Genomic DNA, 17,373 nt, shown 5'->3' with positions numbered 1-17,373 from the left:
GGTCGTCTCGTGGTACCAAGCCGGAATACGGTGGCCCCACCAAAGCTGGCGAGAAATGCACCAGTCGCGCACGTTCTCGATCCAGTGCAGGTAGATTTTCTCAAACCTGTCAGGCACGAAGTTGACGCCCTCACCCGACTTCTGAGAGGCGATCGCTTTCTCGGCCAGCGGCTTCATGCTGACGAACCATTGCGTCGACAAATACGGCTCGACGACAGCGCCGGAGCGCTCGCTGTGGCCGACTTGGTGCACGTGGTCCTCGATGTTGATGCAGACGCCCTGCTCCTGCAGGTCCTTGACGATCGCCTTGCGGCATTCGGCGCGGTCCATGCCTTCATACGGACCGGCGAACTCGTTCATCTTGCCGCCTTCGTCCATGACCGTAATTTGCGGCAAGTCGTGCCTTGAGCCGACCTCGAAGTCGTTCGGATCGTGCGCCGGCGTAATCTTGACCGCGCCGCTGCCGAACTCCTTGTCGACGTATTCGTCTCCGATAATCGGAATTTCGCGATTCACGATCGGCAGCAAAATCGTGCGGCCGATCAGGTGCTTATAGCGCTCGTCTTCCGGATGAACGGCGACGGCGGTATCCCCGAGCATCGTCTCCGGACGCGTCGTGGCGACCGTGATCGATCCGCTTCCGTCGGAGAGCGGATAACGGAGGTGATACAGATGCCCGTTCACTTCCTTATATTCGACCTCGATGTCGGACAGCGCGGTGCGCGCCGCCGGATCCCAGTTGATGATCCTCTTGCCGCGGTAGATCAAACCTTTGTCGTACAGTCGCACGAACACTTCGCGCACGGCCTTCGACAGGCCTTCGTCCAGCGTGAACCGCTCGCGGGAGTAATCGAGGCTAAGTCCCATTTTCGACCATTGGTCGCGGATCGTTCCCGCGTAGAGTTCTTTCCACTCCCATACCTTCTCGAGGAACGCCTCTCGTCCCAGGTCGTAGCGGCTCTTGCCTTCTTCGCGGAGCTTCTGCTCCACCTTCGTCTGGGTTGCGATGCCGGCATGGTCGGTGCCCGGCAGCCACAAGGCGTCGAAGCCCTGCATCCGCTTAAAGCGAATCAAGATATCCTGCAGCGTAAAATCGAGCGCATGCCCGATATGCAGCATGCCGGTGACGTTCGGCGGCGGGATGACTATCGTGTATTTGGGCGCGTCGGGGCGACGTCCGGCTTGAAAATACCCGCTCTTCAGCCAATGGTCGTACCATTTGCGCTCTGCGCTCGTCGGGTCGTAGGTCGTCGGCAATTCGACGTTCGGGCTTTTCGTGGATTCGGACATGTGTGGCACTACCTCCATAGAAACATCGATTAGCGGTTTGCTTGCGGTCCGGCCTCGGCTTAGCATCTCAACAGCCTCGACGAGCCGCCAAAAAATACAAAAACCTCCCGTCGCAAAGGACGAAAGGTCAACTTCCGTGGTACCACCTTCGTTCCGTACGGACCGGACAAACGGACCGTAACGGCACTCGACGCAAAGTAACGGTTGCGACCGTCCCGTTCTACTCGCCTCCGGCTAACGCGCCGAATTTCGAACCGGGAAACTCCAGGGCGACTCGCAGCAGCTCGTTTCCCGCGGAACCTCTCAGCGCTGCATGGCAGCGGTCCCGCTCTCTGACGGACGATCTGACTACTCTTCCCTATCCTCGTTATTGTAACTTATTTTACCTCCCCCCCGTTAGAGAGTCAATACAGGCGCTTCGGAGGGGCAGGGCTAACGCCGCTGCGATTATTCGCCAGGGATTCAACAAGTCTATTGCGTCAATTCGGCAGGCTCGCTTTCCGCTCCACTTTCCACTCCTTTTATCGATATCCCCTTCCGTCAGTTCTCCCCGGCAATACGCCTCTTTTTCATCCTTTTTGCCGCTATCCCTTCCGTTCAGTTCACGCCATACCTGTCCTACCGCTTTTTCACCCCTTTGCCGGTGATCCGCTCCTTTTCGAACGAAACGCAGCCAATCTCCCACACTCCATGATCCTGTTCTTTTTCAAAATCGGGTCTCAAACTAAGTCAATGGGACACCTTAGAAGCTGCTGAACGCTGATTCACAGCCGTGAGGATGATCAACTGACTAAACGGGATCGCTTATCGCTAAATAACCAGACTCCCAAGCTGTCGGGATAAAGACAAATGGAGGATAGCCATGGCCGATCCGCAGGAAGCGTACGATCAACCTGATTGGACGGGATACCGGCAAAAGGAGGGAAAAGGAACTACGTGCAGATTCAGATTGTGGCGCAGAAAAACGGAGTGGACGGGATACCAGCAAAAGGAGGGAAAAGGAACTACATGCAGATTCAGATTGTGGCGCAGAAAAACGGATTGGACGGAATACCGGTAAAAGGAGGGAAAAGGAACTACGTGCAGATTCAGATTGTGGCGCAGAAAAACGGAGTGGACGGGATATCGGCAAAAAAGAAAGCATCTATCTCCTGGAGACTGCCTCATACGGTCCTGAAATGACCCTGTTACCGGTCTATCCAGTCAAAATTTCAGGATCACGCTCTTGAGGCCCCCGCAAAGTAATCGGAGTAAGCATGGAGGCTTCACGTCACTTTGCGGGGGACCAAGCACTCGGAAGGAGATAGATGCACCTGGCACCCATACATCCAACCATCGATAATCGTTCGATACGGCTGTGTTTACTTATGGAACAGCTTCCGATCGCACGCTCATCTTACGGAATGTACAGCACCTGACCTTCCGATAAGTAAGGCTCCTGCAGGCGGTTGTAGAGCTGAAGCTCGCGCGTCTGAAGGTTGTAACGGCTGGCGATCGCTTCGAGCGTCTCTTCGCGCTGGACGATGCACATTCTGACCTTGCGGAACGATTGCGCCTCCGAGCCGCTGTTGAGGAACAGCCGCGTCCACTCGATTTCGTCGCCCGTGCTGGCGTTCTGCGCGGCCGCGTTCGCCGCCTGCGCCTCCAGCTCCGCCTGTTCCGCCTCCTGGGTGCGAAGCAGCGCTTCCCGCTTCGCGCCCTTCTCTCCGAGCTGGGAGAGCAGGCCGACCCCCGACGACTGGGACGACGACGCCACCGAATCCAAAGGCTTGCCCCCCAAGGCAACGCGGACATCCGGCTTCTCTTCGGCCGCCGGAAGCTGGGGCTCGGCCTCCTGGAACGCCTCGGCTTCGCCCTTAACCTCCGCCGGAGCCTCGGCGTCGGCATCCGCCTGCTGCTCCGTTGCCGGTCTCTCCTTCGACAGATCGCCCCACAGAACGGGCTCTGCGGCTTCCTGCGCTTCCTCGGCTATTTTCTCCTGCGCGGCTTGGGCCTGATCGCTTCTCGATTCCTCCAGATGCTGGAACATCGACAGCCAGCTGCTTTCTTTGGCTTCCTTGGCTTCCTTGGACGCCTCGTAAGCAAGCGCCGCGTCCGTCTCCTGCTGCAAGCCCCACTCGTCGACGCGTTCCTGTTCGACCAGCTCTCCGCCCAGAAGCGGGACTTCTTCGGCGGCTTCGGCCTCTCTGGCGATCCCGGAGTCGAACGAAGCTTCCTCCGCCGCCGTTTCTAGCTGCGAATCGTCCTGAGCGTCCTCCGGCTGCGCCTGATGCACGACCGTGAAGCTGTCGTTCCGCCAGATCGGGCTCTGGACGGATTGAATTTGCAGTCCCCGCAGCGCGAGCACGCCCGTTACGTTGAGGGAGCGGGTCGTCAGCAGATCCACGTCGAAGTTGTCGATCTCCACCGCCAGTTCCTCCACGCTTTGAATCCGGTTAAGCGGCAAGGCGATCTCCACGGGAATCCAGTGCTCAAGCTGGGACAAGCCCGCGCTGCCCTGAGACCGGTAAACCCCCGACAACAGCAAATGCCCCCTTAACAGCACTTGGTCGTCTTGAGGCAAAGCTTGCATATGAGGTACCAATTCGATTTCTTCCAGCTCTTCGATTGCGGCTACATCGTCAGGCAGATGCACGCGCTCGTAAATGTCGAATCGCAACCCGTTCAACTGGTCCGTCACGACGAAGTCCTCCTTTCGGCATTAGCGTCCGGCCGATACGACCGGTACCTATGCAATTCATTAATTATCTATATGCCGGGGATGGGCGGGCATGACTGAAAATGCAAACAACCTCTGCCGTCCGGGCAGAGGTTGCAGCCGCATCTATCGAGTTGCGATCAAAGGTTGGACAGCGCGGCCCGATGCGCTTCGATCGTCAGATCGATGTCGCTTTCGGAATGCGCCGTGGAGACGAACCAGCCTTCGAAAGGAGAAGGAGCGATATTGACTCCGTTGTCCAGAAGCCTGCGGAACACGGTGCGGAACCGCTCCGTATTCGACGTCTTCGCGATGTCGTAATTGATGACGTGCTTGTCCGTAAAAAACGGGCACACCATGGACCCGACGCGGTTGATTGTCATCGGAACCCCGAACTGTTCGGCATTGCGCTCAAGACCGACCTGCAGACGGCCGGACAGCCGCTCCAGAAGCTGGTACGCTTCCTCTGTCATTAACTTCAGCGTCGTGTAGCCGGCCGCCATCGCCAGAGGATTGCCGGACAGCGTCCCCGCCTGGTAGATCGGGCCGACCGGAGCCATGCGCTCCATGATCTCCCGCTTGCCGCCGTACGCGCCGACCGGAAGGCCGCCGCCGATGACTTTGCCCAGGCAGGTCAAATCCGGAGTCACTCCGTACAGCCCTTGCGCGCAGTTGAGATGCACCCGGAAGCCAGTCATCACCTCGTCGAAAATAAGCAGGCTGCCATAGCGTTCGGTCACTTCCCGCAGGCCCGCCAGGAAGCCCGGCAGCGGAGGAACGACGCCCATATTGCCCGCGATCGGCTCCACGATAACCGCCGCGATATCTTCGCCGTATCGTTCGAAGGCGAGCTTTACGGACTCAATATCGTTGTAAGGAACGGTCAATGTATGGGAAGCCACGCTCTCCGGCACGCCCGGGCTGTCGGGAAGTCCCAGAGTCGCTACGCCGGACCCCGCCTTGATCAGAAGGCTGTCCGCGTGTCCGTGATACGAGCCTTCGAACTTCAAGATCTTGCTTCTCTTCGTATAGCCGCGCGCCAGCCGCAGAGCGCTCATCGTCGCCTCCGTACCGGAGTTGACCATGCGCACGACTTCGACGGACGGCACCCGCTCGCAGACGAGCTCGGCCATCAGCGTCTCCAGTTCGGTCGGCGCGCCGAAGCTCGTTCCTTTCTCCGCGGTGCGCTTGATCGCTTCGACGACTTCCGGATGCGCGTGGCCCGCGATCAGCGGCCCCCAGCTCAGCACGTAATCGATATACGTCTGCCCGTCGATGTCGGTAATCCGGCTTCCTGCGCCCTTATCGATGACAAGCGGGGTCAGCCCCACCGATTTGAAGGCGCGCACCGGACTGTTCACCCCGCCCGGAATGAAGCGCTTCGCGCGTTCGAACTCCGCCTTGGAGCGGGAATCGACGCGAATTCGCTCTTTTTCGCTCATATTCGTCACGTCCTACTATCAGAATTGGAAAAGGTCCAAGCCGTCTTAATTTCTCCGCAGCCAGCGCGCGGCATCCTTGGCGTGATACGTAATGATGAGATCCGCGCCCGCGCGCTTCATGCCCATCAACGTCTCCAGCACGATCGCTTTCTCGTCGATCCAGCCTTGCTTTGCCGCTGCCTTGACCATCGAATATTCCGCGCTTACGTTGTAAGCCACGATCGGGAGCGCGAATCTGTCCCTGAGCATCCGGATGATATCCAAATAGGCAAGCGCCGGCTTGACCATCAGGAAATCCGCTCCCTCGTCGACGTCGCTTTGCGCTTCGCGCAGCGCCTCGCGGGAGTTCGCCGGGTCCATCTGATACGTCTTGCGGTCCCCGAACTGCGGCGCGGAGTGCGCGGCTTCGCGGAACGGACCGTAGAAGGCGGACGAGTACTTCACCGAATACGACATGATCGGAACGTTCTCGTATCCGGCTTCGTCCAGCGCCCTGCGGATCGCCCAGACGAAGCCGTCCATCATGTTGGACGGCGCGATAATGTCCGCGCCCGCGCGCGCCTGGGATACCGCCGTACGCGCCAGCAGCTCCAGCGATTCGTCGTTGTCGATCTCCGCGCCGCATTCCGTCTCGTGAACGACGCCGCAATGCCCGTGATCCGTGTATTGGCACAGGCAATTGTCCGCGGCGACGACGAGTTCCGGATACAGTGCCTTCATTTTGCGAATCGCTCTCTGAGTAATGCCGTTATCGTCGTAAGCGGTCGTCCCCTGCGCGTCCTTGTGAGCGGGCACGCCGAACACCATAACCGACCGGACTCCCGAGTCGACGATGTCGGCCAGCTCCCGCTCCATCGTATCGAGCGACCAGTGATAGACGCCCGGCATCGAGGAGATCTCCTCCTGCACGCCTTCTCCTTCCGTGATGAAGATCGGCATAATGAAATCGTTAGCCTCCAGGCTCGTCTCCCTGACGAGACTGCGCAGTCCGGCCGAATTTCTCAATCTGCGATTTCGAACAATCGGATAGGCCATAACAGCTCAATCTCCCTTCCTGCCGCGCTCTACGAGCGCCTGAACCAAACCTTCTATCGTATAGTCGTCCGGCATAATCGACACCTTCAGACCGTGCTCTTCGGCCGTCTTGGCCGTGACCGGACCTATGCAGGCGATCTCGCTCCTCGCGAGCGACTTCCGCGGATCTTCGATGCCCAAGCGGCGAAGCGCCTCGAGCAGATTAACTACGGTCGAAGAGCTCGTGAACGTGACGGTGTGGATCTCGCCGTTCTCCAGCATCTCCGGCAGCCAGATGTCCCGGGGAACGGACAGCTCCGTGTCATAGACGTCGATCTCGACCGTCCGAACGCCCTTCGCCCTAAGCTCCTCCGGCAAAATCTTCCGCGCCAGGTCTCCCCGCGGCAAGAGCGCGATCTGCCCTTCCGCGACCTGATCGGCCAATCTGTCCAGCAATCCCTCGGCGCGAAAGCTCTCGGGGAGCACATCGGCCCGGATGCCACGCAGCGCCAGCGCATCGGCCGTCTTCGGGCCTACCGCCGCGAACTTGGCCCGGTGAAACCGGCGCACGTCGACGCCGAACCGGTCGAGCCAGCGGAAGAAATAATCGACGCCGTTCACGCTCGTCAGCATCACCCAATCGTATTCCTCCGCGCGACCGAGCGCGTTCCCGATTGATTCCTCGGCTTCCTTGCCCTCCGGCAGCTTCGTCTCGATGACGGGAAATTCGTACGCTTCCCCGCCCAATTCGTCGATTCTCGCCACCAGCTCGCTCGCTTGGGAACGCGCCCGCGTGACGAGAACGCGCCGGCCGAACAAAGGCTTGCTCTCCACCCAAGCCAGCGTCTCGCGCTGCTTGACCACCTCGCCGACGACGATGACGGCGGGAGGCTGCAAGTTCGCCGCCTTCGCCTTCTCCTCGATGTCCCCGAGCGTTCCGACGACCGTGCGCTGTTCCGCCCTTGTTCCCCATCGCACGAGCGCTACCGGCGTCTCCCGCGGTCTGCCGTGCCGGATCAATTGTTCGCTGATGTATCCGATCTTGGCGACGCCCATCAGGAAGACGAGCGTTCCCGTCGCGTTCGTCACTTTATCCCAGTAGATCGAATGGTCGAGCTTGTCCGGGCTCTCATGGCCCGTAATGACGGAAAAGGAAGAGGCGAGATCGCGATGGGTAACGGGAATGCCCGCGTACGCCGGAACCGCGATGGCCGAAGTAATGCCCGGTATGATCTCATAGATAATGCCGTTTCGCCTGAGCAGCTCGGCTTCTTCGCCGACGCGCCCGAATACGGTCGGATCCCCGCCCTTCAGCCGGACGACCGTTTTCCCCTGCAGCGCCAAGTCAACCAACAGCCGATTGATCTCCTCCTGCTTCATCGTATGGCGGTCCGGCAGCTTGCCGACGTAAATTCTCTCCGCGTCGGACCTCGCATGATTGATTAGATGAGGACCCGCCAACCGGTCGAAAACGACGACGTCGGCGCGCTTCAGCGCCTCCAGACCTCGGACGGTGATCAACTTCGGATCTCCGGGGCCGGCCCCTACCAAGTACACTTTTCCTTTTTCCATCCGCGTCTATTCCCTCGCTTCCGCCAATAAACTGCCCGCACCCCGGCTCAACAGCGCTTCCGCCGCATGAGAGCCGACTTGAAGCGGATCGGGGCCCGAAGCGGATTCCCGAAGCAGCCGTCTTCCGTCCGGCGAAGCGACCAGCCCTTCCAGCGACAGATCGCCGTCCGCATTGTCCGTCTCCAGGCGGGCGTAAGCCCCGATAGGCACCTGGCAGCCCCCGTTGAGCAATCCGAGCAACCGCCGCTCGGCCTCGACGGCCCGTGCGGTCGCTTGATCGTTCAAGCGGCCCAGCAAATCCAGCAGTTCGCCGTCTCCGCCTCTGCACTCGATCGCCAGCGCTCCTTGCCCGACGGCAGGAAGACAGATTTCGGGGGACAAGTACTCGGTAATCCGATCTTTCCAGCCCATCCGGTGCAGCCCCGCGGCCGCAAGCAAAATGGCGTCGAAGCCCTCCTCTTCCAGCTTGCGAAGCCGGGTATCGATATTGCCGCGAATCGATTCGATCTTAAAGTCCGGCCGATACGCCTGCAGCTGCGCCGAACGGCGGAGACTGCTCGTCCCGATCCGCGCTCCTTGAGGAAGCTCGGCGAGCGACTTGCCCCCTCTGCTTACGATGCAGTCCCGCGGATCTTCGCGGCGGGGGATCGCGCCGATGACCAGACCTTCCGGCAGCTCGAACGGCATGTCCTTCATGCTGTGGATCGCCATGTCGATCTGCCCGTTCAGCAGCGCTTCTTCGATTTCTTTCACGAACAGCCCTTTGCCGCCTACCTTGGACAACGTAACGTCCAAAATCCGGTCGCCTCTCGTGACGATCGGTTTGACTTCGAACGTAACCGGCAGGTTATCCTTTTCGCACAGTTCCTTGAGCAATTGAATCGTTTGGTTCGTCTGCGTCAGCGCTAGAGCGCTCTGCCTGGATCCGACGATGATGTTCCGCATTAAGTATCTGTCCCTTCCGTTCGTTTCGCGAGTTGCCGCAGCCGCGCGATAAGCTTATCCTCATCGTCCAGCCAGGAAGCCGCCCGCCACTCGGCGAGCGCTTCGCCCGTGACGGCCGCGCCGAGCAGAGCCCGGCGTTCCGACGGATCGGCGACATGCGCCTTGACGATGCGGCGAATCGTTCTCAAATCCTCGACGTTCTCATTGTAGTTCTGCCCGTATCTTTCGGCAAGCTCTCCGATAATGCGAACCGGCAGCGCAGGTCCGGCTCCGGAAGCGCTCGCCGTCAGGATGAGATCGCCTCTGCGCAGCACGGCCGGCACGATGAAGTCGCCGCTCTCCCCGTCGTCCGCCACGTTCGCGGGGATTCCCCGCTCGGCCGCCGCCTCGGCCAGCCGGCGATTCAGATCGGGGCGGTCCGTCGCGGCGAAGACGAGAATCGCCCCGTCCATGTCGCGCTCCTCTGCCTCCTTCGCCGTCCAGCGAAGCGTGCCGACTTGTGACCATTCGAGCAGCGCCGGCGTAACCTTCGGACTTACGATATGGACGTCCGCGTTCGCCTCCAGCAGTCCCCCCGCTTTACGCTGCGCGACCGCTCCGCCTCCGAACACGACGCATTTGCGCCCGTCGAGCCTGAGCAGCACAGGATACCAGCCCGCCATCGGCATCCCCTCCCCCATTCTTATGCTCTTCCCAGTTCCGGCTCAGACGATTTGATGGAACGAAGACGCCGAGCCGACGAAAAATCCGACGACAAGCAAGGCGTAACCGAGCAGATTCCAGATGGCCAGCTTGGTCCCGTCGTCCCTGGACCTGATTTTCCGTATCAGATAGAAGATATACGCCAGTCCGGCCATAAAAGACAGCACCACCCGGCCGTCGAACAGCTTGCCCGGATCGTGGTCGATAATGAGCGCGGCCGTTCCCGTGGACAGGGACAGCAGCAGCAGCGGAACGCCGATCGCCCCGAGCCGGAACGCGTAGCGGTCTATCGACTCCAGGCTCGGCATTTTGCTCATGACGTGCGTCCACTTCTTGGCCTTCAGCTTTCGGTGAAGGAACAGGTACATCGCTCCCAGCAGCGCCGCGATCGTGAGCAGCGCGAACGACAGCGTGATCAGGCTGACGTGCATGATCAGCAGCCTTCTCGCCACCTCCCACGGCTCCAGGGCCGCGGTATGCTTAGGGCGCTGGATCAGGTTAAGCGCCAGCACCGCGAAGCCGGCGACGTTCACGAGCAGCACCAGCAATTCCGCCCGCAGCAGACGATTGAGAATAAAGGAGACCGACACGAGCATCCACGATACGAAAAACAAATAATCTTTAGTCGTCAGCTGCGGAACGGAAAATCTCTCGATCAGGAAACCGAGCAGGAACGCCCCTTGCAGAATCCACACAAAAACAAGCAGCCCTGTTCCTACCTTTTTCGCCTTCGGGTTGCCGGATGCGGCATCGGAGACGTAAAAAAGCAGACTCAGGGCGTAAATATAGAGTACGGCATCGGTTAACCAATCCTGCGTGATCATGAGGGCAGCGCCTCCAGCCTCCGCTTGCGTTTATTGCAGCGCTCCCGCCAGCTGCGTCAGCAGCTTGTCGACGTCCAGTACGGGCGCGGAGCTCGTCTTGCGGGATTTCTCCTCGGCCTTCTCTTCCGCTTTCAGCCGGGCTACTTCCTCTTCGAGCGCGAACAGCTGCATGAACAGCTTCATCGCTTCGTCGCTGCGTTTCTCCGCGGCCAGCTCTTTAATGCGCAATATCGGATCGTGAATGACCTGATTGACAATGCTCTTCGTAAGCTTGCGAATGACTTTCAACTGCCGTTCGTCCAGCTCCGGAAGCTTGCGGACCAAGCTGTCCAAGGTGCTGTCGTGAATAGCGGCGGCTTTCTCCTGCAGCGCGCGGATCAGAGGGCTGACTCCAAGCGTTGCGTACCACTGGCGGTACGCCTCGCTCTCCAGCTCGATCATCTCTTCGATGATCTCGGCCTCTTGACGTCTCTTCGCCAAGTTCGTCTCCACGATCCCTTCCAGATCGTCGATATCGTACAGAAATACGTTCGGCAGATCTCCGCTGGCCGGTTCGATATCTCTGGGTACCGCGATGTCGATCAGGAACAGCGGCCTCTTCTTGCGAGAGGCCATAGCCGCCTCCACGTGCTTGCGGGTGAGGACGAACTGGTCGGCGCCCGTGCTGCTGATGACGATATCCATATCGGCAAGCCGTTCGATCGCGCGTTCCAGCTCCATCGCCGCGCCTTGGAATTTGCCCGCCAGCTCGCGGGCTTTCTCCACCGTGCGGTTAACGACGAATACTTCCTTCGCGCCGTTGGCGTGCAGATGCTGAGCGGTCAACTCGCTCATCTTGCCCGCTCCGACGATCATAACCTTCTTATCGTCGAACCGTCCGAAAATGCGCTTGCCCAGCTCTACCGCCGCATAGCTGACGGATACCGCATTTTCCCCGATGGAGGTGCTGGAATGGGCCCGCTTGGCGAGCGTGACCGCTTGTTTGAACAGACGGTTAAACAGCGTCCCTGTAGCGCGCTCCTCTTGCGCCAGCAGGAAAGCGTCGCGAACCTGGCCCAGAATCTGGGTTTCGCCGATAATCATCGAATCGAGTCCGCTCGCGACGCGGAACAGATGCTCGACCGCGCGATCGTCCTCGTACATATACAGATGGCTGTTGAATTGCTGTCTCGGGATGCTGAACCATTGCTCCATGAACGAACGGATATAATGTCCGCACAGCTGCAATCGGTCTACGACCGCATAGATTTCCGTCCGGTTGCAGGTCGCCACGATAACTCCTTCGAGAATGCTGGTCGTCTGCCGAAGAGCTTGCAGGGCAAGCGGCATCTCCCGATCGGACAACGCGAACCTCTCGCGGATTTCCACGGGAGCGGTACGATAATTCAATCCGACGACGATCAGATGCATGGCATTCACCCGGCTTTCTCTGTAGAGGTTGTTCAAAAAGTCCGCTTTTGATCACGAAGCATCACAGGAAGCAGACTCGACATCGAATCTTGAATTCAGCCGGTCTTTCCGGTACTCATGTAGGCTCTCCTACACTCCGTTCCTCATTCCCTAGCTTCATCCAACCTTCTCGGTGCTGAAAACCGAACTTTTTGAACTTTTATTTTAAGATAAAGTGGACTGGCCTGTAATATCAACGATTATTATAGCATAGTTGCAGAGGCGCTCACCCGTCAAATATGAAAACTTTATGAAAACCTCTGAATTCAAGGTTCCATGTCGAAATTCGCTTCCCGAACCGCTCCGCGAACAAAATCGGACTTTTGGTACAACCTTTCCTATTGTCGTCGAAACGGCCCCGTCGTATGCGACGGAAAAGAAAAAGCCACGAGCGGGCCGCCCATGGCTTGAAGGCTTATTTTACGAGTTCCGCCTGCTGGATGGCCGGCTCCTCGACCTGAAGTTCGCCGAGTCCCCGAATCAGCTTCTTGGCGTACGTCTTCGCCGGCTTCAGAACGCTGACGAGATAATCGATTGCGAGCTGCGGATCCACGGTTTCGCCGCATGTATAACAATCGATCGCGGCAAAGCCTTTCTCAGGATACGTGTGAATGGAAATGTGGCTCTCCGAGAGCATGACCAATACAGTTGCGCCTTGAGGCTCGAACTGCTTCGCTTGAACCGAGAGTACGGTCGCGCCGCAAGCTTCCGCCGCTTCCACCATGTGCGATTGGAGAAGTTCCGCGCTGTTCAGTAAATCGAGGTTGCCTCCCCATGTGTCAACCGCAACGTGCCGTCCGAAAGTCGAATATTCCATCTTTCGGTTCCCCCTTCCTAGGAATAAAATTGTGAAACTGATTTCATCCGCTAGGACCTACGTCATTCACTTGGAGGGAATTTGCTCTCACCGCATTCCTTGAGTGAATCCTGGTTCCTAATGTATTGAGTTGTCAACGAATCTAAAAATAACATCTAATCTGGGTAAATGCAATAGTTTTTTTTCGCAGGGAGGAAGGATGACTTTCACTATAGCCCGTAAGGGATTTCAAGCTTTTCGCAGGGGAGCTCGCAAGGCATTTTTTCCCGTCCGTTACCGCGGCTCCCGTTAGGCTGCAACTCCAGTGTATGCGCCGCTCCGGTTAACGTGCATTCGCCTCTCTCGCGGCGGCGATCGCCCCTGGTCCGCCTATGCAAAAAGAGAGCCGGGAGGCTCTCTTCGACGTACCGTGCGGTTCTGGCGCCCGTCAAGCTTCGAGCGCGAACAGCATGCGGCTATGGGATGTCAGGCTGTTATCGATCTCGCGAATCCACTCGGCGTCTTGCGTCTGGTTGCGCAGATCCAGCAGGTCGTTGACCGAGCCGCGCAGACGTTTGATCTCCTCTTCGACGGACGCCAGATGGAACAGCGATTCCAGACGTCCGACCGTGTCGCGATGCTCGAACACGGTGCGCAGGGTCGTTCCCTTGCACTCCGCGATGCGGGCGACTTTGCCTTGAATATAGTGATAAATCATCGTAAAACCTTCATAAATCCGATTAACGACCGCATCTCCCTTGAAGGTCGACACGAGCTTGCGCAGCGCATTGGTCAGCTTCGGATGAACGACCCGGCACGTCAGCTCGCAGCGGAACTGTCCGTCCGCGCGTTCGAACGTGAGGCGAATCGACTCTCCGACGCTCTCGTCCTCCAGCACGACTTCGTGATTGCCGTTGTCCAGGACGAACACTTGCAGACGAAGCTGTTGCTGCTCGCACATCGAAATCAATTGCCGCATTTCGGCTTCCGTCAACTGCAGGTTGGCATTGACATACTCCGTGGCTACGCGTTGAGCCATAAAATCTCCTCAATTCCCTTGTCTTGCGATTGGATTACGCGCTATCTATGTTTAATTATACGCGAAATCGCAAGCCGTTTCCTCCCGTCCGAACGCGATAATCACGGAAAAATCGGTTAAAAATCGATTCCTCGCGCGATCCAGACGATTTATTACTCGTTATTCTCCGTTTCCTGCGCTATGTTCGCGGGTTCAGAGGGGGAATTAGGCGCTATTCCTGCCGCTTGCGCGATCATGCTCCATAATTCATCCCTTCCTTGCCCCGTCTCGGACGAGAAAAGAACGAGCGGAACATGCCCGGGCATTCCGAGGCTTTGCCTGATTATCTTCAAATGCTTCGGCCATTGCGAGCGCGATACTTTATCCGCCTTGGTCGCCACCACGGTCATCGGAATGCCGTAATGGGACAGCCATTCGTACATGCGCACGTCGTCAGCCGAAGGCGGGTGCCTCACGTCGACGAGCTGCAGCACGAGCTTCAGCGGTTCCCTCTCGCGCAAATAGCGCTCGATCATTTTGCCCCAGGCTTCGCGCTCCGACTTGGACACGCGGGCATAGCCGTAACCGGGAAAATCAACGAAGAACAGCTCTTCGTTGATCAGGTAATAGTTCAGAGTCTGCGTCTTCCCCGGCTGCTGGCTCGTGCGGGCGAGATTGCGCCGCAGCAGCATCTTGTTGATCAGCGAGGACTTGCCCACGTTGGAGCGGCCGGCCAGAGCCACTTCCGGAAGATCGCCTTCCGGATATTGACTCGGACCTACCGCGCTGATCACGAATTCGGTCGTCTTGATTTTCATGGAAATAAAGTTCTCCTATCCTGTCCGTCCTGTCAGTGCGTGCTCAGAGGCGGCGTTTCTTCCGGCTTGTCGTCCACTGGCGGCTGCAGCCCCGCCGCCGGCTCCATCCCTTCGCCGCGCTCTTCTCCCGTCCCCGGTTCCCCGACGACCGCCCAAGGCTCCGTCAGAGCCTCCCTCAGTACTTCGTCGATGTGGGAGACGGGAACGAACGTCATGCTCTCCCGCACGCTGTCCGGGATATCGCGCAAATCCCGCTCGTTGTCCTTGGGCATCAGCACCTTCGTAATGCCCGCGCGGTGAGCGGCCAGCGACTTCTCCTTCAGGCCGCCGATCGGAAGCACGCGACCGCGCAGCGTGATCTCCCCGGTCATCGCCACTTCGCGGGACACTTTGCGCCCGGTCAGCGCCGAGACGAGCGCGGTCGCCAGCGTAATGCCCGCGGAAGGGCCGTCCTTCGGAATGGCGCCCTCCGGAATATGAATGTGAATATCGTTCTTCTCGTGGAACTGGGGATCGATGCCGAACTCCTTGGCCCGGCTGCGGGTGTAGCTGAACGCCGCCTGCGCCGACTCCTTCATGACGTCGCCCAGCTGCCCGGTCAACGTCAGTTTGCCCGAGCCGGGCATGATCGTCACCTCGATGACGAGCGTATCGCCGCCGACTTCGGTCCATGCGAGCCCGGTAACGGCGCCGATCTGATCCTCCTGCTCCGCCATGCCGAATCTGAACTTCGGCGGGCCGAGCAGCTCCTTGAGCTTCTTCCCGTCGATGACGATCGGCGCGGACGACGGATCGTAGACGAGCGTCTTGGCCGCCTTGCGGCACAAGGAAGCGAGCTGCTGCTCCATGTTCCGCACGCCCGACTCCCGGGTATAGTGCCGAATCAGCGACAGCAGAGCTTCCTTCTCCACGACGAGCTGATCCTCTTCCAGACCGTGGTCCCGCTTCTGCTTGGGCAGCAGATGGCGCTCGGCGATCTGCTCCTTCTCCAGCTCGGTGTAGCCCGGAACTTGCAGCAGCTCCATCCGATCCAGCAGCGGGCGGGGAATATTGTGCACGACGTTGGCCGTCGTCACGAACATGACGTTCGACAAATCGAACGGCACTTCGACGTAGTGGTCGCTGAACGTCGTGTTCTGCTCCGGATCGAGCACCTCGAGCAGCGCGGAAGCCGGATCGCCGCGAAAGTCCATCGCCATCTTGTCGATCTCGTCCAGCAGGAATACCGGATTGGCCGAGCCCGCATTGCGCATCCCTTGCAGAATGCGACCCGGCATCGCGCCGACATAGGTCCGGCGATGGCCGCGGATTTCCGCCTCGTCGCGAACGCCGCCCAGCGAGATGCGAACGAATTCGCGACCGAGCGATTTGGCGATCGACTTGGCGAGCGACGTCTTGCCGACGCCCGGAGGACCTACGAGACAGAGAATCGGTCCCTTCAGCTTCTTGACCAGCTTCTGCACGGCCAAGTACTCCAGCACGCGCTCCTTCGGCTTGTCGAGGCCGTAATGCTCGTCGTTCAAAATCTGCTCGGCTTTGGCAATATCCAGGTCGTCTTCCGTCATCTGCGACCACGGCAGCGCGAGCAGCCATTCCACGTAAGTGCGGATGACCGCCCCTTCCGCGGAGGACGCAGGCATTTTCTCCAGACGGTCGATCTCCTTCGCCGCCTTGGCCGCGGCTTTCTCGGGCAGGTCCGCCTCGGCGAGCTGGGCTCTCAGCTCCTCGATTTCGCCGGCCCGGCCTTCCTTGTCGCCCAGCTCCTTCTGAATCGCCTTCATCTGCTCGCGAAGGTAATACTCCTTCTGCGTCTTCTCCATCTGCTTCTTGACGCGCTGGCTGATTTTGCGTTCCAGCTCGAGCACTTCCCGCTCGTTGCCGAGAAAATCAAGCAGCTTCTCCAGACGGGGACGAATCTCGACGGTTTCGAGAATGTCCTGTTTGTCTTTTATCTTGAGCGACAAGTGACTCGTGATGACGTCGGCCAGGCGGCCCGGCTGATCGATGTCGGACACGGAGGCGAGCGTCTCGGGAGTCACTTTCTTGGACAGGTTGATGTAGTGCTCGAACTGGCTGAGCACGGCGCGCATGAGCGCGTCCAACTCCGAGTCGTTGGTCTGGGATTCGTGAAGCTCGTGGGCCAGCACCTCGTAGAACTCGTCGTTCGGCAAGTACTGTTCGATCTCCGCCCGGCTAACGCCTTCTACCAGCACGCGGATCGTTCCGTTGGGCAGCTTCAGCATCTGACGGACTTTGGCAATGGTTCCGACCCGGTAAATATCCTCTTGCGTGGGCTCCTCGATGTTGACTTCCGATTGGGAACACAGCAGGATCATATGATCGTCGATCATGCATTGCTCCAGCGCCTTGACGGATTTCTCCCGTCCGACGTCCAGATGGAGCACCATGCTCGGATATACGAGTAGCCCTCTTAAGGGCAGCAGGGGTATGGAACGGCTCTTCTGTTTGCTCGAACCCATAATTGACGCACCTCGCTGTTCAGGAACGATTTCAAAACCTTTCGTCATTGTATCAAATGTAGTCGCTCGCCGCAAAAAAACGGACCTTTAAGCCTAAACAAATGCCCCCCTGCGTCATAAAAGACGACTGGGGGGCGTCCCTTCATATTATTAGCGCGAAGAGGCTGTTCCATAAGCAAGTTGCTTGAGATGATCGAAAGACAAAGAAGGGGGATGTACCTCCTGGAGACTGCCTCATACGCTCCTGAAATCACCTTGTCACGGGTTTACCCATTCAGATTTTGGGACCGTATAGCATCGGAAGGAGGTACATACCCCTTGCGCC

Annotated in this window: 14 protein-coding genes; 1 reads left to right on the top strand and 13 read right to left on the bottom strand. The window is 58.8% G+C overall.

What is annotated here, in order from left to right; translation table 11 throughout:
- Positions 1 to 1,290: valine--tRNA ligase (locus tag ACESLM_RS15840; protein WP_372632548.1), on the bottom strand; the 1,290-nt coding region annotated here is incomplete at its 3' end.
- Between the two features lie 936 nt (positions 1,291 to 2,226).
- Between ACESLM_RS15840 and ACESLM_RS15835 the strand changes: the two genes are divergently transcribed.
- Positions 2,227 to 2,472 (top strand): hypothetical protein, encoded by a 246-nt coding sequence (locus tag ACESLM_RS15835; RefSeq protein WP_372632547.1) that lies wholly within the window; start codon positions 2,227 to 2,229, stop codon positions 2,470 to 2,472.
- 214 nt (positions 2,473 to 2,686) lie between these two features.
- Here the strand turns inward: ACESLM_RS15835 and ACESLM_RS15830 are convergent, their stop codons facing one another.
- The 12 genes from ACESLM_RS15830 to lon form a co-directional block, all read right to left on the bottom strand.
- Positions 2,687 to 3,970, bottom strand: coding sequence for a LysM peptidoglycan-binding domain-containing protein (locus ACESLM_RS15830; RefSeq protein ID WP_372632546.1), 1,284 nt, complete (start codon positions 3,968 to 3,970; stop codon positions 2,687 to 2,689).
- A gap of 158 nt (positions 3,971 to 4,128) precedes the next feature.
- A complete protein-coding gene (hemL, locus tag ACESLM_RS15825; RefSeq protein WP_372632545.1) occupies positions 4,129 to 5,430 on the bottom strand; it encodes a glutamate-1-semialdehyde 2,1-aminomutase in 1,302 nt (433 codons plus the stop codon).
- A gap of 45 nt (positions 5,431 to 5,475) precedes the next feature.
- Positions 5,476 to 6,465, bottom strand: a complete 990-nt coding sequence (gene hemB, locus ACESLM_RS15820; protein ID WP_372632544.1) for a porphobilinogen synthase — start codon at positions 6,463 to 6,465, stop codon at positions 5,476 to 5,478.
- A gap of 6 nt (positions 6,466 to 6,471) precedes the next feature.
- On the bottom strand, positions 6,472 to 8,016 hold the full coding sequence (gene cobA / locus ACESLM_RS15815; RefSeq protein WP_372632543.1) for a uroporphyrinogen-III C-methyltransferase: 1,545 nt from the start codon (positions 8,014 to 8,016) through the stop codon (positions 6,472 to 6,474).
- Between the two features lie 6 nt (positions 8,017 to 8,022).
- Positions 8,023 to 8,961 carry a hydroxymethylbilane synthase gene (gene hemC / locus ACESLM_RS15810; RefSeq protein WP_372632542.1) on the bottom strand — a complete coding sequence of 313 codons (939 nt, stop codon included), beginning with the start codon at positions 8,959 to 8,961 and terminating at the stop codon, positions 8,023 to 8,025.
- Positions 8,961 to 9,623 carry a precorrin-2 dehydrogenase/sirohydrochlorin ferrochelatase family protein gene (locus tag ACESLM_RS15805; RefSeq protein ID WP_372632541.1) on the bottom strand — a complete coding sequence of 221 codons (663 nt, stop codon included), beginning with the start codon at positions 9,621 to 9,623 and terminating at the stop codon, positions 8,961 to 8,963. The genes hemC and ACESLM_RS15805 overlap by 1 nt, the downstream gene beginning before the upstream one ends.
- A 42-nt stretch (positions 9,624 to 9,665) precedes the next feature.
- The gene (gene ccsA, locus ACESLM_RS15800) at positions 9,666 to 10,487 is read right to left on the bottom strand and encodes a cytochrome c biogenesis protein CcsA (RefSeq protein ID WP_372632540.1); all 822 of its coding nucleotides are present in this window, start codon (positions 10,485 to 10,487) and stop codon (positions 9,666 to 9,668) included.
- A gap of 30 nt (positions 10,488 to 10,517) precedes the next feature.
- Entirely contained in the window at positions 10,518 to 11,897 is a 1,380-nt protein-coding gene (gene hemA / locus ACESLM_RS15795; RefSeq protein ID WP_372632551.1) for a glutamyl-tRNA reductase, read from the bottom strand.
- A 454-nt stretch (positions 11,898 to 12,351) separates the two neighbouring features.
- Positions 12,352 to 12,753, bottom strand: a complete 402-nt coding sequence (gene speD / locus ACESLM_RS15790) for an adenosylmethionine decarboxylase (protein WP_372632538.1) — start codon at positions 12,751 to 12,753, stop codon at positions 12,352 to 12,354.
- 427 nt (positions 12,754 to 13,180) lie between these two features.
- Entirely contained in the window at positions 13,181 to 13,771 is a 591-nt protein-coding gene (locus ACESLM_RS15785) for a non-ribosomal peptide synthetase module (protein WP_372632537.1), read from the bottom strand.
- Between the two features lie 152 nt (positions 13,772 to 13,923).
- Positions 13,924 to 14,568 carry a ribosome biogenesis GTP-binding protein YihA/YsxC gene (gene yihA, locus ACESLM_RS15780; RefSeq protein ID WP_372632536.1) on the bottom strand — a complete coding sequence of 215 codons (645 nt, stop codon included), beginning with the start codon at positions 14,566 to 14,568 and terminating at the stop codon, positions 13,924 to 13,926.
- 32 nt (positions 14,569 to 14,600) lie between these two features.
- Positions 14,601 to 17,048, bottom strand: coding sequence for an endopeptidase La (gene lon, locus ACESLM_RS15775; protein WP_372632535.1), 2,448 nt, complete (start codon positions 17,046 to 17,048; stop codon positions 14,601 to 14,603).
- Positions 17,049 to 17,373 lie beyond the last annotated feature (325 nt).

This window comes from Cohnella sp., from assembly GCF_041641335.1.
Classification (GTDB): domain Bacteria; phylum Bacillota; class Bacilli; order Paenibacillales; family Paenibacillaceae; genus Cohnella.
This window is presented reverse-complemented; position numbering and strand designations above follow the sequence as displayed.